Source organism: Microbacterium daqui, from assembly GCF_050408675.1.
GTDB lineage: Bacteria > Actinomycetota > Actinomycetes > Actinomycetales > Microbacteriaceae > Microbacterium.
The window spans coordinates 1-19,094 of sequence record NZ_JBNTKF010000014.1; the positions used below are offsets into that span (position 1 = coordinate 1).

At 62.4% G+C, this 19,094-nt stretch carries 18 protein-coding genes; 10 read left to right on the plus strand and 8 right to left on the minus strand.

Annotation, left to right across the window (positions count from 1 at the left end):
• Positions 1–296 precede the first annotated feature (296 nt).
• From ACQUSY_RS09330 to ACQUSY_RS09340, 3 genes are all read right to left on the minus strand, one after another.
• Entirely contained in the window at positions 297–1,892 is a 1,596-nt protein-coding gene (locus ACQUSY_RS09330; protein WP_428904206.1) for an isocitrate lyase, read from the minus strand.
• A gap of 188 nt (positions 1,893–2,080) precedes the next feature.
• A complete protein-coding gene (locus tag ACQUSY_RS09335; protein WP_428904207.1) occupies positions 2,081–3,427 on the minus strand; it encodes a cryptochrome/photolyase family protein in 1,347 nt (448 codons plus the stop codon).
• A 37-nt stretch (positions 3,428–3,464) separates the two neighbouring features.
• Positions 3,465–3,731, minus strand: coding sequence for a hypothetical protein (locus ACQUSY_RS09340; RefSeq protein ID WP_428904208.1), 267 nt, complete (start codon positions 3,729–3,731; stop codon positions 3,465–3,467).
• A gap of 327 nt (positions 3,732–4,058) precedes the next feature.
• Between ACQUSY_RS09340 and ACQUSY_RS09345 the strand changes: the two genes are divergently transcribed.
• The 8 genes from ACQUSY_RS09345 to ACQUSY_RS09380 all read left to right on the plus strand — a co-directional run bounded on the left by ACQUSY_RS09345 (position 4,059) and on the right by ACQUSY_RS09380 (position 12,078).
• Positions 4,059–4,976, plus strand: a complete 918-nt coding sequence (locus ACQUSY_RS09345; protein WP_428904209.1) for an ABC transporter permease — start codon at positions 4,059–4,061, stop codon at positions 4,974–4,976.
• Positions 4,969–5,856 (plus strand): ABC transporter permease, encoded by an 888-nt coding sequence (locus tag ACQUSY_RS09350; RefSeq protein ID WP_428904210.1) that lies wholly within the window; start codon positions 4,969–4,971, stop codon positions 5,854–5,856. Before ACQUSY_RS09345 ends, ACQUSY_RS09350 begins: the two co-directional genes overlap by 8 nt.
• A 1-nt stretch (position 5,857) precedes the next feature.
• Positions 5,858–6,826, plus strand: coding sequence for an ABC transporter ATP-binding protein (locus ACQUSY_RS09355; RefSeq protein ID WP_428904211.1), 969 nt, complete (start codon positions 5,858–5,860; stop codon positions 6,824–6,826).
• The gene (locus ACQUSY_RS09360) at positions 6,823–7,653 is read left to right on the plus strand and encodes an ATP-binding cassette domain-containing protein (protein ID WP_428904212.1); all 831 of its coding nucleotides are present in this window, start codon (positions 6,823–6,825) and stop codon (positions 7,651–7,653) included. Before ACQUSY_RS09355 ends, ACQUSY_RS09360 begins: the two co-directional genes overlap by 4 nt.
• Positions 7,654–7,704: 51 nt before the next feature.
• Positions 7,705–9,261: an ABC transporter substrate-binding protein gene (locus ACQUSY_RS09365; protein ID WP_428904213.1), complete on the plus strand. Its 1,557-nt coding sequence runs from the start codon at positions 7,705–7,707 to the stop codon at positions 9,259–9,261.
• A gap of 73 nt (positions 9,262–9,334) precedes the next feature.
• Positions 9,335–10,135, plus strand: a complete 801-nt coding sequence (locus tag ACQUSY_RS09370) for an IclR family transcriptional regulator (RefSeq protein WP_428904214.1) — start codon at positions 9,335–9,337, stop codon at positions 10,133–10,135.
• Between the two features lie 17 nt (positions 10,136–10,152).
• Entirely contained in the window at positions 10,153–11,274 is a 1,122-nt protein-coding gene (locus ACQUSY_RS09375; protein ID WP_428904215.1) for an NAD(P)/FAD-dependent oxidoreductase, read from the plus strand.
• 216 nt (positions 11,275–11,490) lie between these two features.
• Positions 11,491–12,078 carry an isochorismatase family protein gene (locus ACQUSY_RS09380; RefSeq protein WP_428904216.1) on the plus strand — a complete coding sequence of 196 codons (588 nt, stop codon included), beginning with the start codon at positions 11,491–11,493 and terminating at the stop codon, positions 12,076–12,078.
• A gap of 54 nt (positions 12,079–12,132) precedes the next feature.
• Here the strand turns inward: ACQUSY_RS09380 and ACQUSY_RS09385 are convergent, their stop codons facing one another.
• Entirely contained in the window at positions 12,133–12,897 is a 765-nt protein-coding gene (locus ACQUSY_RS09385) for an IclR family transcriptional regulator (protein WP_428904217.1), read from the minus strand.
• An 85-nt stretch (positions 12,898–12,982) separates the two neighbouring features.
• On the opposite strand from ACQUSY_RS09385, the gene ACQUSY_RS09390 reads away from it, so the two are divergent.
• Together ACQUSY_RS09390 and ACQUSY_RS09395 are read left to right on the plus strand one after the other, a co-directional pair.
• Complete coding sequence (locus tag ACQUSY_RS09390) at positions 12,983–13,414, plus strand: GlcG/HbpS family heme-binding protein (protein ID WP_428904218.1); 432 nt, start codon at positions 12,983–12,985, stop codon at positions 13,412–13,414.
• A complete protein-coding gene (locus tag ACQUSY_RS09395) occupies positions 13,411–15,591 on the plus strand; it encodes a malate synthase G (RefSeq protein ID WP_428904219.1) in 2,181 nt (726 codons plus the stop codon). Before ACQUSY_RS09390 ends, ACQUSY_RS09395 begins: the two co-directional genes overlap by 4 nt.
• 95 nt (positions 15,592–15,686) lie before the next feature.
• On the opposite strand, the gene ACQUSY_RS09400 is transcribed toward ACQUSY_RS09395, so the two are convergent.
• The 4 genes from ACQUSY_RS09400 to ACQUSY_RS09415 form a co-directional block, all read right to left on the minus strand.
• Entirely contained in the window at positions 15,687–16,121 is a 435-nt protein-coding gene (locus ACQUSY_RS09400) for a MepB family protein (RefSeq protein WP_428904220.1), read from the minus strand.
• Between the two features lie 45 nt (positions 16,122–16,166).
• A complete protein-coding gene (locus ACQUSY_RS09405) occupies positions 16,167–16,403 on the minus strand; it encodes a hypothetical protein (protein ID WP_428904221.1) in 237 nt (78 codons plus the stop codon).
• Positions 16,400–17,929: an HNH endonuclease signature motif containing protein gene (locus ACQUSY_RS09410; protein ID WP_428904222.1), complete on the minus strand. Its 1,530-nt coding sequence runs from the start codon at positions 17,927–17,929 to the stop codon at positions 16,400–16,402. Before ACQUSY_RS09410 ends, ACQUSY_RS09405 begins: the two co-directional genes overlap by 4 nt.
• A 300-nt stretch (positions 17,930–18,229) precedes the next feature.
• Complete coding sequence (locus ACQUSY_RS09415; protein ID WP_428904223.1) at positions 18,230–19,093, minus strand: MurR/RpiR family transcriptional regulator; 864 nt, start codon at positions 19,091–19,093, stop codon at positions 18,230–18,232.
• Position 19,094: the final 1 nt, after the last annotated feature.

The window sequence follows — 19,094 nt, forward strand, 5'->3', positions numbered from 1 at the left end:
GCGGCTCGAGCACCTCCGCGGCTCCGCACTCGGCTTCCGCAACCTCACGAACTATGTCGCCAGATCACTACTCGAAGCCGGAGGCTTCAGACCCCAACTACACCCTCGTTCGTGAAGAGCCGCTTTGGCGTGAAACCCGTATGTTTTGGCGCGATTGACACGGGTACCGCGTTGTTTTACGGGTTTCACGACGTGGCGGCGCGAGCCGCAGCCGCGCCCCACACCCGCACAACGAAGGGCCCACCGCGTCGAAACGCGATGGGCCCCGAGCGCGAGCGAATCAGCCCGCAACGAACTCAGCTGAACTGGTTCATCGTGTTTTCTTTGCCGCCTGCCTTGAGGGCGGCGTCGCCGGCGAAGTACTCCTTGTGGTTGTCGCCGATGTCACTACCAGCCATGTTCTGGTGCTTGACCGTCGCGATGCCCTCGCGGATTTCGCGGCGCTGAACGTCGCGAACGTAGGTGAGCATGCCTTCGTCGCCGAAGTAGCCCTTCGCGAGGTTGTCGGTCGACAGCGCAGCCGTGTGGTACGTCGGCAGCGTGATGAGGTGGTGGAAGATTCCGGCGCGGGCGGAACCATCGCGCTGGAACGAGCGGATCATCTCGTCGGCCTTGGCAGCGAGCTCGGTGTTGTCGTACTCGACGCTCATGAGTGCCGCGCGGTCGTATGCCGAGACGTCCTGACCCTGCTCTGCGAGCAGGTCGTAGGCCTGCTGGCGGAAGTTGAGGGTCCAGTTGAACGACGGGCTGTTGTTGTAAACGAGCTTGGCGTTCGGGATGACCTCGCGAATGCGGTCAACCATGCCAGCGATCTGCTCGACGTGCGGCTTCTCGGTCTCAATCCAGAGCAGGTCGGCGCCGTTCTGCAGCGACGTGATGCAGTCGAGCACGCAGCGGTCTTCACCCGTTCCCTGACGGAACTGGTAGAGGTTGCTGGCGAGGCGACGCGGACGCAGCAGCTTGCCGTCGCGCTTGATGATGACGTCGCCGTTGCCGAGCTCGGCCTCAGAAATCTCTTCAACGTCGAGGAACGAGTTGTACTGGTCGCCCAGGTCGCCGGGGGTGTTGCTGACGGCGAGCTTCTGCGTGAGGCCGGCTCCGAGCGAGTCGGTGCGGGCGACGATGATGCCGTTGTCGATGCCCAGCTCAAGGAAGGCGTAGCGCACAGCGTTGATCTTCGCGATGAAGTCTTCGTGCGGAACCGTAACCTTGCCGTCCTGGTGACCGCACTGCTTCTCGTCAGAAACCTGGTTCTCGATCTGGATCGCGCAGGCACCCGCCTCGATCATCTTCTTGGCGAGCAGGTAGGTTGCCTCGGGGTTACCGAAACCAGCGTCGATGTCGGCGATGATCGGAACCACGTGGGTTTCGTAGTTGTCGATCTGCGACTGAACGAATTCGATTGCGGTCTCGTCGCCGGCGGCGCGTGCGTTGTCAAGCTGCGTGAAGAGCAGGTCGAGCTCACGGGCGTCTGCCTGGCGGAGGAACGTGTAGAGCTCTTCGATGAGCGCCGGAACCGAGGTCTTCTCGTGCATCGACTGGTCGGGCAGCGGGCCGAACTCGGAGCGGAGTGCGGCAACCATCCAGCCGGAAAGGTAGAGGTAACGCTTGTTCGTCGTCTTAAGGTGCTTCTTGATCGAGATCAGCTTCTGCTGACCGATGAAGCCGTGCCAAACACCGAGCGACTGCGTGTAGACCGAGGAGTCGTTGTCGTACTCGGCCATGTCACGGCGCATGATGTCTGCGGTGTACTGGGCAATCTCCAGACCCGTCTTGAAACGGTTCTGGGCACGCATGCGGGCGACGTATTCCGGGTTAATGCTGTCCCAGCTGGAACCGTTCTGCTGCTTGAGCGAATCCACGGCTTCTTTGTCGTTCTGGAATGCAGTCACGATGACTCCTTCGGCGGGTGGTGACTCAGTCACTCATTGGCGTTTGCTTATTCTCACAATGGGGCTGTGAGAAGGCTTCTTCTGGCCAATCCGGGGGAGAAGTTTCGCGAAATTTTTACTGTTGTGCAGAATCCGGTGCTCGGAGGGCACAAATGCGCCCGGAGGCGCGATTCAAGCACACAGAGATTTTACGGGCGACCGGAGCGCTTCACGACGTCATATGCCGCCAACGCCGCCTTGCGCGTGAGCCCGAGATCAACGATCTGCAATGGAGACGCGTCGGCGGCCCACTGCTGCACATACACGCCGTGCGGGTCGAACTTCTTCGCCTGCAATTCGGGGTTGAAGATGCGGAAGTAGGGGGCGGCGTCTGCTCCGGAACCAGCAACCCACTGCCAGCTGAAGGGGTTGCTGGCAGCGTCGGCATCGACGAGCGTGTCCCAGAACCACTGCTCGCCGATGCGCCAATCGATCATCAGGTTCTTGATGAGAAACGACGCCGTGATCATGCGCACCCGGTTGTGCATATGGCCGGTGTGCCAGAGCTCGCGCATACCGGCGTCGACGATGCCGAAGCCGGTGTTGCCCTTGCGCCATGCGGCCAACGCGCCGTCGTCAACATCGGGCCACGGAAACGCGTCGAACTCTGGCCGCAGGTTCTTCGTCGCAAGGTTGGGAAAGTGAAACAGCGTATGCCACGCGAATTCGCGCCAGCCCAGCTCAGTCAAGAATCGCGCGGATTCACCCGCATCAACCGCCGCATGCCACGCCGTGAACGGACTGATCTCACCCCAACGCAACCGCGGCGACAGCATCGATGTCGCTCCAGCTGATGGTTCATCACGCGCCCGGTCGTAGTCGGCTAAGTCTCCCGAGACGAACTGGTGCAACCGCGCGAGACCGGCCGGTTCGCCCGGTTCCCACGTCTCCCGCAATCCCGCAGCCCAATCTGGCGATGTCGGTAGCAGGTTCCACTCGCTCAATTCATCAGAGGGGAGAGCGGAACCACCGTGCAGGTTTTCGGGTTCGGGGAGCGGCTGGCGCGGGGCGGGCAGTGACTGGCACGCGCGCCAAAACGGCGTGAACACGGAGTAGTGGGTGCCCGACCCGGTCTGTACCGTCCAGGGCTCGAAGAGGAGTGACGCCGCAAACGACTGCACCTCGATTTCGGCCGCTCGCAGGCCCGACTTGAGTTCTGTATCAACCGCACGTTCTGCACTCGCGTAGCGACGGTTCCACATCACCGCACCGGCTCCCAGCGAAGCCGCGATCTCACGCACCACGGCTCCGGCAGCCCCGCGCCGCAACACGAGCGGCACCCCGTGCGCCGCGAGCCGGGCCTGTAGTGACGCCAGCGAGTGGTGCAGCCACCACCGCGCCGCACCGCCCAGCGGGCGGATGCCGGGCGACTCTTCATCGAGCACAAACAACGCCACGACCGGCCCCCGCGCGGCGGCAGCCGTCAGCGCCGGGTTGTCGGCAAGGCGCAGGTCATCGCGGAACCATACAACCGTTGGTGAGGCGTCTGAAGTCATCCCCTCCAGGGTAAGTGAGGGCCACGCCATGGTGCCCTTACCCGGCGATGGCAACCCCGATCGGGCACACGAGGGAGCCGAAGAATACGGCCGCACTGAATATTGCGTGAAACGTGATGAGCGGGGGCAGTTGGCCGGCGAAAGCACTACGAATCGCCAGTCCGTACGCCGCCATGCCGGTCGCGTTGCTGTGACGGGCTCGTCGAGCGCGGGCGACCATTTGCGTTTCACCGAGCGGAATGCCGAGCGCGAGTACGACCCATGCCAGCCAGCCCCAGAGGATGGCGTCCGTGAAAACGAACACGGTCCATGAGGCCAGGTGGAACCATGGGCAATCGTCGGTCGACGCTCAGCGGCGCTACAGGGTCTTAAAGCTCCTGGGGGAGTAATGCACCCTGCTCCTCGCCATCAGCCGCTTCCGCTCCTCCCAACAGCTAGTCCGCTCAACGGAAGGAATCCGCGTGCCCGCGCGCGCGAGAACGCGCCCGCGTAAATATCACCCGCCCGAGGGAATCTCAAGGATGGCGGTAGGTTTACCGCATTATGGAATCGCTTTGACGCATCGTGGAATGCAGAAGTAGAAAGGAGCCAACCTACACACAGCGCGGCGAGGCGATTCAGGAGGAATCACTTGGGGTACTACATCGGGAGAAGGCTCCTTGAAGTCATTCCGACCCTCTTCCTGATCGTGACGATCGTGTTCTTCCTCGTCTACATCGTGGGTGACCCTGTCACGCTCATGCTCGGCGAGAACGCGACGCCGGAACAGGTCAAGGCGATTCGCGATTCGATGGGCCTGAACGATCCGCTCCTCGTTCAGTACTGGAACTACATAACGCACGCATTCGTCGGCGATTTTGGTGACTCATATCAATACCGCGAGCCTGCGATGGCCATCGTGCTTGAGCGCCTCCCGCTGACTCTCACACTCGCAGTCGGGTCGATCATCCTGGCCCTTGTCATTGCAATTCCCCTCGGCGTATGGGCTGCGACGCACCGCGGCGGTGTCATTGACAACGTCGTCTCGTCGCTGTCAGTTCTCGCCAAGGCGATGCCCAACTTTTGGCTCGGCATCATGCTCATCCTGCTCTTCGCCGTCACCCTGAGCTGGTTCCCCGTCTCTGGTTCCGGCACCTGGGCGCACCTTGTTCTGCCCGTAATCACGCTGGGAACGGGAACGGCGGCCGAGATCACTCGCCTCGTTCGCTCTTCCATGGTCGAAATCCTGAGCCAGGATTACGTGCGCACAGCGCATGGAAAGGGCCTGCGCGAATCTGTTGTGGTTTTCAAACACGCGCTCAGCAATGCCTTCATCCCCGTCGCGTCAATCACCGTGCTCCAGTTCTCCACCCTCCTTGGCGGAGCGCTCGTGACTGAGGCTGTATTCGCGTGGCCCGGTCTCGGTCAGCTTCTCGTCAAATCGGTGACCCAGCGCGATATGCCCGTCGTTCAAGCAGCGGTGTTTGTCATCGCGCTGATGGTCATCGCGTTGAGCATCCTGTCTGACATTTCGTTCAAACTCGTTGATAGGCGGATCAAACTTGACTGAGTTCATTACGCTGCCCCGTCAGCGCGCCCCGTTCCGCCTGATCACCACAGTGAAGCGCATTCCGGCGCCGGCGATGTTTGGGCTCGTGCTCATCATCGTTCCCGCACTCGTGGCTATCCTGGCGCCGTGGATCATGCCGCACGATCCTTCGCAGATTGATCCGTCTCGCTCACTGCTTCCTCCTTTCCCGTTCGAAGGCAGCGAGGCCGCGTACCTTCTGGGCACCGACAACCTCGGTCGTGACATGTTGAGCCGCCTCATTGAGGGTTCGCGCATTTCACTGCTCGTCGGAGTCTTGGGTGTCGTGCTGGCCGGAACCATTGGTCTCATCGCTGGGCTCGCTGCGGGGTACTACGGCGGCGCAACTGACGCGATCATCATGCGTATCGTCGATGCGCTGCTCGCGATCCCCGGAATTCTGCTCGTGCTGGTGATTCTCGGCGTCGTCAAACCCGGCGTGATGACGCTGGTCGTCGTTCTGGGATTCACCAACTGGGTGATCTACGCGCGTCAGATTCGCGCCGAGGTTCTCGAAATTCGTGAGCGACTGTTCGTCGAAGCGGCACGCAACTTCGGCGTGCCAAGCGTCAAAATCATCGCGCGACACATTGCACCCAACGTGATGCCGACCTTCATCGTGCTCTCCACACTGAGCGTGGCGACCATCATCATCACCGAGTCCTCGTTGAGCTTCCTGGGTCTTGGCGTGCAGCCCCCGAACATTTCGTGGGGCCTCATGCTGACGGCCGGACGCGACTACATCACGAGTGCGTGGTGGCTGAGCACCCTGCCCGGCGTTGCGATCACCGCCACAGTTCTCGGCATTTTGCTGCTCGGCGATTGGCTGCGCGACGCACTCGACCCGCGACTGGGGGCCTGACATGGCGAATCAACCGATGCTGAGTATCCGCGACCTTGAGGTCAAGGCCGCGAAGAAGAACCTCACGCTTGTTGACGGTGTCTCTCTCGACATCGACGCCGGCCAACGCGTAGCCCTCGTCGGCGAGTCCGGGTCGGGAAAGAGCCTGACCTGCATGTCGATCATCAGTCTGCTGGCGAAAGGGCTGGCCGTTACGGGCGGCGAGATTCGCTGGAACGGCACGAACATCGCACAAGCGTCGTCATCGCGCTTGCGCCAATTGCGCGGGCGCGAGATCTCAATGATCTATCAGGAGCCGTTGACCTCGTTGAACCCGATTCTGTCGATCGGCAACCAGTTGGGTGAAGCGGCCAGGCACGTACGGGCGACGAAGGGTGATGTCCTGGCCATGCTCGACCGTGTCGGTTTTCACCAGCCCGAGCGGGTTTTGCGTCAGCGCCCGCATGAGCTGTCGGGCGGTATGCGCCAACGCATCATGATCGCGATGGCCCTTCTCGGCAAGCCGCGACTCCTTCTCGCAGACGAGCCCACGACTGCGCTTGATGTCACGGTTCAGGATCAGGTTCTGAAGCTGATTTACGATATCACCGTTGAGACGGGCACTGCGCTGCTGCTGGTGAGCCACGACCTCAACGTCGTGCGCCGCATCGCCGATGACGTCGCGGTGATGTACACGGGGCGCATTGCTGAGAGTGGAACCACGGATCAGGTACTTTCGAATCCGCAGCATCCGTACACCGCCGCACTTATGCGTTCCGCTCCATCTTTGGAATCCAAACCCGAGCGATTGCTCGCGATCGCGGGTCGAGTCCCTACGCCGAGTGAGTGGACGGACGGCTGTCGATTCGCGGCACGGTGCCAGTTTGCTACTGAACAGTGCGCTTCGAAGCCACCCGTGGTTGATGTCGACGGCCAGCAGGCAGCCTGCTGGCACACAGACCGCGTTCGTGAGTGGAGGCAAGCATCATGAGTGAGCTGAAGAGCGCCGCGGCAGTATCCGTCACTGGGCTGTCCAAGACCTTCCAGATTCCGGAGGGATTCTTCGGGAAGAAACGTGATTTCCCAGCCGTGCGCGATGTGAACTTTACTGTTCCGCCAGCGACAACACTGGGGATCATTGGCGAATCAGGGTCAGGTAAGACGACCGTCGCGCGAATGATCGCCGGATTGCTCGCACCGACTACGGGTGACATTACTGTCGCGGGTTCCCCGGTCTTTGACGCCAAGGGGCGGACGACGGTTGCTGGCCGAACTGCCGCACAGATGGTTTTCCAAGACCCCTACTCGGCGTTGAACCCGCGCATGCGGGTTCGCTCGATCCTGGCAGAACCCCTCACCGTTTCGCCGCGTGAATCTCGACAGGCTATCGACGCGCGCGTCACTGAACTGATCGATCAGGTCGGTTTGTCAACATCGGCACTCGACAAATTTCCGCACGAGTTCTCCGGGGGCCAGCGTCAGCGTCTCGTCATTGCTCGCGCGCTCGCACGAAAACCCCCTGTTCTGGTGTGCGATGAACCGGTTTCTGCTCTGGATGTATCGATTCAGAGTCAGATTCTCAACCTGCTGAAAGAACTGCAGGAAGAGCTCGGTCTGACCTATGTGTTTATCGGTCATGGCCTGGAAAGCGTCTACTTCATGAGCGACACAATCAGCGTCATGTACAAGGGCGAAGTCGTCGAACACGGCACCGCTGACGAGATTCTGCATCACCCCACCCACCAGTACACGAAACAGCTCATCGAGTCGTCTCGTGCACAGCCCTTTAAAGAACGCACCGGCGCGCGCACAGCATGAGCGTCGCCGGTGGCGCAGGGCCCTCACCCACATAAGTGTGAAAGGAAAGTCATGAAAAAGGCTCTCAAAGCGATTGCCGTCGTTGGTGCGGCAGCGCTGTTGTTGACCGGTTGCGTCCCCGGCACCGGATCTGACTCAAACGCAGGCGGCGACTCCGGTGCGACCAAGGACACGCTGGTGTTCGCCCAGACCGTCGACCCCCGCAACCTCGATCCGCAGAACGCTCTTCAGACCTCGGCCGACCGCATCAACCGAAACGTCTACGACCGCCTGTTTACCCGCAATGGCGAGTCAGAGATCGTTCCGCAGTTGGTCACGGAATACGAGCAGATCGATGACACGACGTGGACGATGACGATTCGCGACGATGTGACCTTTCACGATGGTTCGGCGCTGACGGCAGCCGATGTCGAGTTCACGCTTGACCGCCTGAAGGACCCGGCGCTCCTCGAGTCGCGTTGGTACTCACAGATCACCGAAGTAACGGCGACGAGCGAGTACGACGTCGAGATCACGACCGACGGGCCGATGCCGACACTGTTGGCAGCACTGTCGAAGAGCGGTGCCGACATCATGCCGGCCGCCTACATCGAAGAGCACGGCATCGAAGAGTTCATCAAGTCGCCGATCGGCTCCGGCCCCTACAAGTTCGTCGAGTGGCGACGCGACGACCGCGTCGTACTCGAGCGCAACGACGACTATTGGGGTGGCACCCCGAAGTGGGCATCTGTTGAGGTGCGCACGATTCCCGAGAACTCGACCCGCGTCTCAGAGTTGCTGACCGGTGGCGTCGACATCGCGACCGACATTCCCGTCGTTGATTGGGAGCGTGTCGGATCTGGCGACACCACGATGGCATTCGGCGAAACGTCGCGCACGATGATGCTGATGCTTCGCGTCAACGAGCCGCACGCCACGCAGGATGTGCGCCTGCGCGAAGCAATCGACCTGGCCATCGACAAGCAGGCCATTATCGACACGCTCTTTAACGGCAACGCCGTTCCGGTGCGTACGCGAGCGCCGCACGGCATCGTGTTTGGCGGTGACCCCGACCTGTACAACACGTCGCTGTTTGACCTCGATCGTGCCAAGGAGCTCGTGGCTGAGGTTGTCGCTGAAGGCGGCGACGTTGAACTGCACTACAGCGCGTCACGTGGTAGCTACCCGATGGATGCCGAACTGGCTGAAATGGTGAGCGCGATGCTGACCGAGGCTGGCTTCACCGTCAACCTTGAGATTCTTGAAGGCGGCGCCTTCGGTGACATCTACAGCGACTACTCGAACCAGGAGGTCTACCAGGTTGCCCTGGCCGACGGTCTCCTCGACGCGTCGTACGCACTGCAGGGCTATGCGACCGAGCTGGGCATGCCCCGCCTCGGGTACAGCAACGCAAAGGTTGATGAACTCCTGATTGCGGCCAACCGCACGCTGGACAGTGCCGAGCGCGAAAACTTGTACGCGCAGGTTCAGAAGATCATCGCTGAGGAAGACCGCCCGCAGGTCATGTTGTATCTGCAGCCGTCCGCCTACGGCGTGAATGCCGACCTGAAGTTCTCGCCGCGTGCAGACGATGGTGTGGTGTTCGACGCGGTCGAACTGACAAAGTGATCCTGTAGTTGGGGTGGGCGATGGTTGCCATCGCCCACCCCAACGCACACGGATCAAATATGAAGGAGTAACCGTGGAGAGCACCTTTGCCTCAGAGCCAAACGCTAAATCGCGCGGTGCTGTGCAGTCCATCAGCCGCGGTTTTGCCGTGCTCGAAGCGGTTGTTGCGCATGATCTACCTGTCGGCGTGACAGAGCTCGCTCGCCAGTGCGACCTACCCGTCGGAACCATTCACCGCTTGGTGCAGTCTCTGTACGAGCTGGGATATGTGGACAAAGACGAAAGCAGCAAGTACTTCGCCGGACCACGGTTGACTAAACTGACCGGAACGCGTCAGAAAACTGTCGCCGCGATCGCTCAACCCTATTTGGATCGCATTGCGCAAGAGCTCGGTGAGACTGTTGCCGTCGGCACCCTCAAGGGCGGATTCGTCGTCGGTATCGCGCGCACTCCGGGCACCCGATCGATTCGCATTCACACCAGTATTGGGGTGCCCTCGCATCCACATGCCTCAGCGTTAGGCAAGCTCCTGCTCGGCACCATGCCGGTCGAACAGGTGCATCACATTCTTGACCACACGCATATGCCCCGTTTCACTCCGGCGACGATCACTGACCGTCCCACTTTGCTGGATGCGATCGCAACAGCACAGGAGCGCGGTTATGCAGTAAACGAAGGCGAGCAGGAAGAGGGCATGCGTTGCGTTGCGGTAGCCATTGCTTGCGACTTGGCACCCATCGGTTTCTCTCTCTCCGCTCCCACCCTTCGTATGCCTGACAACGTCTTAATGACAACCGTCGACACTCTCCGCAATGCTGCCGTTGCACTCGCAGACGATCTGCGCGGAGTCCGCTACCTCACATCCCACGATTAGGAGTTCTGATCCACGCCATGAGCACGACAAACATCGCCGTTATCGGCGGCGGTATCGCCGGAGTTACAACCGCTTTCCACCTCGCTCGTCGAGGCGCAACGGTCACGGTTATCGACGACGGTGGCTTCGGACAGGCGACAGCGGCCAGCGCTGGCATCATCGCGCCATGGGTGTCGAAGTCTGATGGCGACTTCTATGCAGCGTACGCCGCTGGTGGCAACTACTACCCCGAATTTCTGTCTCAGCTCGAGGCCTTGGGAATCCCTGAACTCGGTTACCGTCGTTCGGGCGCACTCATGGTCGACGCCGATGCCGAAGGGATCGAAGCCGAGTATGAGCGCATCGTTTCCCGCGTGCGTGATGCCGGTGACGTTGCTGGTGAGGTTAAACGTGTTGCTGGCGATGACGTGCAGAGCCTTTTCCCCGCACTCGCTTCTGGCCTGACGGGTTTACTGGTCACCGGTGGTGGGCGAGTTGACGGTCGCATCCTACGAGATGCCGCGCTGACCGGTGCCATTGCGCACGGTGCGCGCCACCTCGTCGACGCGGTGATCGGGTTGGAGCAAACGAAAACGGGCTGGAGTGTCAAGACAACCACGAGCACGACGATGTTCGATGCCGTTGTGGTCGCTGCGGGCGCCCGCGTGATGGACATTTTTGATCGACTTGACATGCGCATCGGGGTCACGCCGCAGCGCGGTCAGATCGTGCACCTGCACCTGCGCGGCGTGAACACATCGCCGTGGCCGACCGTTCACCCTCTCGGAGACCACTACATGACACCGTTTGATGGCGGCCGCATCGCCGTCGGCGCTACGCGCGAAACGGGAAGCGGATTTGACCCCCGCGTTACCGCGGCTGGTCAGATGTCGGTGTTGCAGAAGGCGTTGGAGCTCGCACCCGGTCTCGGCGAGGCAACCCTCGTGGAAACCCGCGTCGGCATTCGACCGATGGGCGACGACCACATGCCCGTTGTCGGACGAGTACCCGGACGCGATGGCCTGTGGGTTGCTTCTGGCTACGGCGCCGGTGGACTCACCATGGGTCCGCTCCTCGGCGACGCCGTTGCTCGTGACGTGATGGGCGATGCCGCACCCGAACTGGCGCCGTTCGCTATGCCCGCTGAATCCGTTTCATAGTTTTTCAGACACCACGTCGTTCTCGCGGTTCCCTGTGCGTTGAGCGGTCGACGTGGTACGCCCTGTGCGCACTCCCCCTGCGCACAGGGCGCTCGTTGCGCCACCGCGGCGCCGCGCTACGCACTTTCGTGTCGAACCTCTCGGTTCCGCACTCCTCCCGAACCGCCGGTTCTGCGACGACTGAACCTTCGAGTTCTCTAATGAAAGGCACATATCGTGACCCTCTTTGACCCCGCCACCACGGCAATTGTTTCCATTGACCTGCAGGAAGCAAACCTGACCAGCCACCACGAGCCCCACAGCCCTCGCGACGTTCTCGAGCGTTCGCTGCGTTTGTTCACTGCAGCACGCGCCGCAGGGTCGCTCATCGTGCACGTTCGTACGAGCTTCCTTCCGAATGAGAAGGACTCCCTCGCGCCGATGCAGATTGAGAAGATGCGCCCGCTGAACCCGGTGCGTGAGCCGCGCTGGGATGAGCTGGTCGCCGAGGTTGCGCCGCTTCCTAACGAACCGGTCATGATCAAGCGCTCGTGGAATGCCTTCCACGGTTCTGACCTTGACGTGCAGTTGCGACGCCACGCTATCAAGACGGTCGTCATGGTTGGTATGTCCACGAACTACGGCGTCGAAGGTACTGCTCGCGCGGCTTACGAGAACTACTACAACGTCGTCTTCGCCAACGAGGCGATGTCGGCCATTACGACGGCCGGTCACGACTACAGCGTCTCGACGATCTTCCCCCTGATCGGACGCGTGCGTCCTGTCGACGAGATCGAAGCGGCGTTCGCCGGAACCGCCGCGTAAGCAGACATGAGCGGGGGCACGGGGGAGACCCGGTGCCCCCGCTTTGTCGTTCCGCTACGGTTGCTGCGAGAGAGCCGCTGCTCGAAGTTCGGCGGCGGCTTCGGTAAGAGCCTTGACGACGCGTGGAACGATCGCGCTTGTGATGCGAGTGATCGGGCCGGAAACAGAGAGTGCCGTTGGTTGCTCGAGCCCGGTGACAGCGACCGCGATACAGCGCACGCCGACCTCTTGCTCGCTGTCATCGGCGGCGAATCCCCGCCCCTTGGAGACACGAAGATCTGCGATGAAGTCTTCGGCAGTGACGAGTGTCGCTGGGGTGAAGCGGGGGAGGCCTGTTCGTTCGACCAAAGCTCGAACGCGATCTTCGGGCATCGTCGAAAGCATCGCTTTGCCAACGCCGGTGGAGTGCGGGAGAACGCGCCGGCCAATTTCGGTGAACATGCGCATGCGGTGACGCGACGGCATTTGTGCCACGTAGAGCACGAGGTCGCCGTCGAGCACGGCAAGGTTCGCCGTTTCGTGAAAGGCACCCTCGAGTCGCTCGAGGAGGGGGTTTGCGACCTCCGCCAGCGGTGGGACAGCGCGGCGGCCGAGACCGATGAGGCCAGCGCCGAGGGCGTACCGACGCTTGTCGGTCTGGCGCACGTAGCCGAGCTTCTGCATGGTTCCGAGAATGCGGTGCGCGGTCGGCACCGCTAACCCGGCGGATTCTGCCGCAACGGCGAGCGGGAGGCCGTCTTCGGCATCTGCGATTGCTTCAAGAAGTGCGAACGCACGAGAGACAGATTGAACGGAACCAGCCGGGGACGTCGACGCCATAATTCCACCATACAAAATTTAGACTCCAAGAAGCGGAATATTTCGTACCGTATGGGAAGCAATATCCGCTTGACCCAGGAATGACATGACGCCGTATCGCCAGACCGCAACAATCTCCTACGAAACCGCAGCGCGAGCCGTCGCAATTGCGATGGAAGTGGGGGCACAAGCAGGCATCCGCCCGGTTGTCTCGGTCGCAGACCCCAGCATGACGCTTGTGGCGTACGGCATGGCCGACGGTGCAACGCCGCACAGCGCCGAGACCAGCCGCCGCAAGGCTGCAACGTCAGCATCGATGCGCAAGCGTTCCGCACTTATTCCCGAGCCGCTCGTAACGAAGCTTGCCCTCGGAACCGGCAGTCTCCTGACTGCTGTTGACGGTGGCATGCCGATCTTCTTCGAAGACGTTCACGTGGGCGGGCTCGGGGTTGCCGGCGGAACACCCGCGCAAGATGCTGACGTTGCACTAGAAACCCTTCGCCGCTTGGGCGCCCGAACTGAAGGAGAAATGCTGTGACCGAATCCACCACCCGCACCGAATACCTGACGCGCGCCGACCTCGCCGTAGCGCCAGAGATTGCCGACTTCGCCGAGTCGACGCTCGCGTCGTTCGGTCTCGATGTCGAGGCATTCTGGCAGGGTGCTGCCGCGATCGTGCGGGATCTCACTCCGCGCAATGTCGAGCTGCTTGCGAAGCGCGATGAGCTGCAGCAGCAGATCGATGACTTCCACCGCGCGAACCCGGGTCAGCCTGACCCCGCGGCGTATCGCGAATTTCTGACGAGCATCGGCTACCTCGTCGAGCAGCCTGCTGATGCCCAGATCTCGACCGAGAATGTTGACCCCGAGATCGCAACGACCGCTGGTCCGCAGCTCGTGGTTCCGCTTCTCAATGCCCGCTTCGCTCTCAACGCCGCCAACGCTCGCTGGGGTTCGCTCTACGACGCGCTGTACGGCACCGATGCGATTTCGCAGGACGGAGACCTGGCCCCCGGTGCCGCGTACAACGTTGTGCGTGGTGCTGCGGTTATCGCTCGCGGTCGCGAACTTCTCGACCTGGCGGCGCCGCTCGCTCAGGGGTCGCACGCCGACGCCACGGGCTATGCGGTTGACTCAACCGGCGCGCTGGTTGTGCAGACGGCTGGCGGAACCACGGGGCTGGCAGATGCTGCGGCATTCGTTGGGTATGGGGGTGAGCCGACGGCTCCGTCTGCGTTGTTGTTGAAGCACAACGGTTTGCACCTGGAGATCGTGATTGATCGTGCGGGTGGCATCGGCTCGACCGATGCTGCTGGTGTGCAAGACATCGTTGTGGAGTCGGCGATCACCACGATCATCGACCTGGAGGACTCGGTCGCCGCGGTTGACGCTGAAGACAAGTCGCTCGGGTATCGCAACTGGCGTGGGCTGATGGATGGCACGCTGAGTGAGACAGTCGAAAAGGGCGGGCGCACGATCACGCGTGTGATGGCGGCAGATCGTTCGTATGTCACGCCTGACGGTGGTTCATTGACGCTGCCGGGTCGTTCAGTGCTGTTCATTCGTAACGTCGGACACCTGATGCGCACCGACGCTGTGCTTGATGCTCAGGGTGCGCCGGTGTTTGAGGGTGTGCTCGACGCGATCATGACGGTGCTCGGTGCACTGCCTGACCTGCGCGGCGAGCGTGCGGGTGCGAACTCGCGCACCGGTTCGGTCTACATCGTGAAGCCGAAGATGCACGGACCCGCGGAGGCGGCGTTTGCTTCGACGCTGTTTGGTCGCGTCGAAGAGCTTTTGGGCCTCGCGCCGAACACCGTGAAGATCGGCATCATGGACGAAGAGCGTCGCACGTCGGCAAACCTTGCCGCGTGCATCGCCGCCGCGTCGGAGCGGGTCGTATTCATCAACACCGGGTTCTTGGACCGCACGGGTGATGAGATTCACACGTCGATTCACGCGGGCGTCTTCCCGCCGAAGTCGGTGATTAAGTCGCGTCCGTTCATGCAGACGTACGAGGACCGCAACGTGGCGATTGGCCTCGAGGCCGGTCTCGATGGTCGCGCGCAGATCGGTAAGGGTATGTGGGCGATGCCCGATCTCATGCACGACATGGTCGAGCAGAAGATCGGCCATGTGCGTTCGGGTGCTTCGACCGCATGGGTGCCATCGCCGACCGCCGCGACGTTGCACGCGCTGCACTACCACCAGGTAGACGCCTTCGCGCAGCGTGCCGGCATCACCTCTGACCCAGCTTCTCTCGAGTCGCTGCTGACGGTTCCGCTCGCTTCCGCGTCAGATCTTTCGGACAAGGTCGTCGCGACCGAACTCGACAACAATGTGCAGTCGATCCTCGGCTACGTCGTGCGCTGGATTGACCAGGGCGTCGGCTGCTCGAAGGTGCCCGACATCAACGGTGTCGCGCTGATGGAAGACCGCGCGACGCTGCGCATTTCGAGCCAACTGCTCGCGAACTGGCTGACGCACGGTGTGATTTCTGAGGCTGACGTCGACGCAAGCCTGCGTCGTCTGGCGCCGGTTGTTGACGGCCAGAACGCCGGAGATGCGTCGTATGAGGCGCTGATCGCCGGCGATGAGCCCGGTATCGCGTTTGCGGCGGCTCGTCGGTTGATCATCGAGGGCGCAGCACAGCCCAACGGTTACACCGAGCCGATTCTGCACGAAATGCGCAAGGTAAAGAAGTCGCGCGGCTGACAGGCACGCGCTGACCCGCTGCGTCGCCCAGTGTCCTGTGCGGCGCAGCATGCCCCCGGAGGAGTTTCTTCTCCGGGGGTTTTGCGTTGCCTCGTTCAGTACAACTGGAACGCCGATGCTTGACCGCGTTGGGTGCGGGTCGCTTGTGGGTTGAGTTCGGTGCACCAGCTCGGGTAGACACGAAATCCGCGCTTGCCAGCGCGGCCGGGAGCTGATGTGATTCCGAGTTCTGCGAGGCGCTCGAGAGTGAAGCGAAACACGCCGCGGTGTGCGCCCTGCGTCACGAAGACGAGCAAGCCGGCTGATGCGTCGGTGCTCGGAAATGGCGCCGTCTCGCCGCCGTCCTCACGTCGCCAGAATGCGACGAAGGCACCGAGTTTGGTGGGAGTGGTTCGGGCGGTGCGAATGTGCCACACCTCGCCATCAATCACAGCCGAGCCCGACTCGTAGTCGCTGTCTTGTGGTTCCGGAGTCACCTGCACGGGCGTCCCAGTTACGGCGGCATATGCCTCAAATGACTCGAACTGCACACCACACGCTATCGTGCGGCGGGAGTCTTGCCTGACCCGGTTAGGTCACGCGAAGAGCATGACGCCGGCGAAGGCTGTGCCGGCGACGATGCGACGATGACGGCGGACAGCGCCACGCTGGCGCAAGCTGACGATCGCCCTGACAGATGCGAGCAACAGCGCACGGCCGAGCTTCACGATGACGTCGGCAAAACGCCGACACCGCTCGTTCGGATTTTTGCAGGTGGTGGCGGAGGCTTCGGCGTAGACCCCGACTTTTTCACATTCGCCGTCTCTTTTCACGTTCGCCTGACTTCGGTGCGGAACGACGGTGGCGGGTGTGGCCGCCGCCAGACCTGTTCGCGATCGATCCAGCGGGGTGCTCGAACCTCCGGAACGCCGGTATTCATGCGTACCGACCACCCGTTCTTGTCGAGGAAGCGGTGGTGGTTCCAGCACAGGAGTACGCCGTTGTCTGTGTGCGTGGCTCCACCTCGGGCATGTTCGGTGACGTGATGCACTTCGCACCACGCGGCACCCACAGTGCAGCCGGGAATGACACAACCGCCATCGCGGAGCGCAATGGCTCGACGCTGATGGCGGTTAAAGAGTCGTTCTTCTGTGCCGATCGATGTGATTCGACCGGAAGAATTGGTGGTCACGCGTTGCAAGGAACCCGAGCACCCGGCGTGACGCGCCACCGCAACCGACACCATGGTTCCGTCGACCCCTGCCCAACCACGACCGGTGACCAGGTCGTGCTCGCTGACGTGCACCACGAGCGTGGGCGCGGCCCCGCCGACGGTGGGAAGCGTCTCCGACGCTGCGGCCACATTGAGGGCGGTCGCGAAGGCGTCGTGCCGCCGCTGTTGTGGGGTGCGGGTGTCTTTGTCGACCGGGGCGGCGTCGGGGTCAGACTCCACGAACCGCACGCGCCGCGGCGTATCGATTGCGTCGAAGATTCGTTGCATGACTGATGCGACTTCGGGGAGAAGCCATCCGTTGAGTCGCACGAGCCCGTCTTGCGGGGTGCCGAGACTCACGCCACGCTTGCGGAGCGCCCGGTCTTCGAGCGGCTCGGCGCCGTCTTGGTCGAGCGCGCACGCCCACGCGGTCGCGTGAATCTTGAGCTCCGCGACAGAGATCGGAACCATCAGCACGTTGCCGTTGCCGTTGCCGTTGCCGTTGCCGTTGCCGTTGCCGGAGCCGTCGTTTGTGTCGTCGTCGGGAAAGGTGTCGTCGCTGGCTTCATCGCCAGCATCAGGCTCGGGCGCATCGCCGCGAATGGCCTCGCCGAACGCGGGATTGGATTCGAGCGCGACCGCTCCAACGGCGGCATCAGCCGCAGCAAAGTTAGCCGGAATCGCCCGCGGCTCCGCATCGAGCAGCGGATCAGCCGCCGCCAACAGTCCGTCGACGCCGATCGCGCTCGCGGCAAGTGCCTGACGTAGCCCGGGCAGTGACGGCTCAAGCGTCGCTCCGGTCGTCATACACGTGCGGCCATGGAGTCCGCGTGACGCCCGAAGCCAACGCCCGGCGGTCGCCGGAGCGACACCGGTGGCCCGCTGCAGAAACTCGTTCGTATTGTGGCACCCGTGCCGCACTGAGAACCGCTCGTCACGCACCGCGCTCTCCGACCGCCCCTCGACCTCGCCGGCGACCTCGATCAGCACAGCCTCGGCACCGCGCAGCGCGGCACCCGCCTCAATCGCAACGGCCACGAGCTCGGCATCCGTCGCGAGGCGAGCACCGTAAGCCCCCACGAATTCAGCCGCGACCGACCGCAGCAGGCGGGTTGCCTCTGCGAGATCTACGACTGTCTTGGTCATAGAACTATTGTTCCAGGGGCCTCCGACATTGGGCGGGGTAAAAGAGCAGATGGGGGTATATTTAACTGAAAGCCAGCTGTGGAGGAGGGTCTGAACCGTTGGGCGGGCGTGGCGTGGGAGATTAGTTGATCTGTTCTAGTAAACCAAGTGGAACCACGGAGTGCGGTAGAGGCCCGCGGACGGGGCGGCGCGTTTCGTCTCGGAATCCCTCGCCAGCCCCAAAGAAAAAGGCCCCGGAACCTCCCCGCGAACCGCGCGGGAATGTTCCGGGGCCAAACTGAGAACCCAGAGAACCCAACCTCAGTCGGCGATAGCCCGCCCCAGCATCGAAATCGCCGTCTGGCGGGCGATGCGGCCGCGCTCACCGCGGCGCTCGACGAACAGGTCGACGAGTTCCTCCAAGAACAGCATCAGCGCACCGCGCGACGTGTGGATCAGTTCATCGTGGAACGTCTCCTCCGTCGGCGGCATCACCAGCGGCACATCGGCGAGCTTCGCCACCGCAGACCGTGCGAACGACGTCACCGCGATCACCCGCGCACCACTCTCCTGCGCGGCATTCATCACCTCGAGCGTCGGCCGGCTAGCTCCCGACCCCGACAGCACAAAGAGAGCGGAACCAGCACCCAGTTGCTTGGCTGCGATCTGCTGGGCGATGGGGTCGGCGAAGTATTCCACCGAGCGTCCGGCAGCGTTCAACCGCATCACCAGTGCCATCGCCAACGGGCCAGAAAGTCCGTTGCCAACGACCAGTACGCGGTCGGCGGTGTCCAGCGTGTCGAGCACCGAGTCAATCGCCTCGGGCGTCAGCACCGCGAGCGTGTGCTCGAGTCGCGAGCCCACCTGCAGCATGCGCCCACGAATCACACCGAGCGACGACGCGTCAGATTCCACGACAGGAGCAGAAGACTCCGAAGCGAGCTCCTGAACCAGCGCCACCCGCAACTGCGAGTACCCCTCGTACCCGAGTGCCTGCGCCGCGCGAATCACGGTGGTGCGGCCAACGCCCGCCCACTCCGCAAGTTCTTGCGCGGTCAACTCCGTTGCCTTGCCCCGGTCTTGCGCGATTGCATCGACGACGAGTCGTTCGGTGCGCAGCAGGTCGGGCGCGAGCGCGGCCATACGCACGCTCGGCTTGGCATCGATGGCACCGGTCCAGCTCACG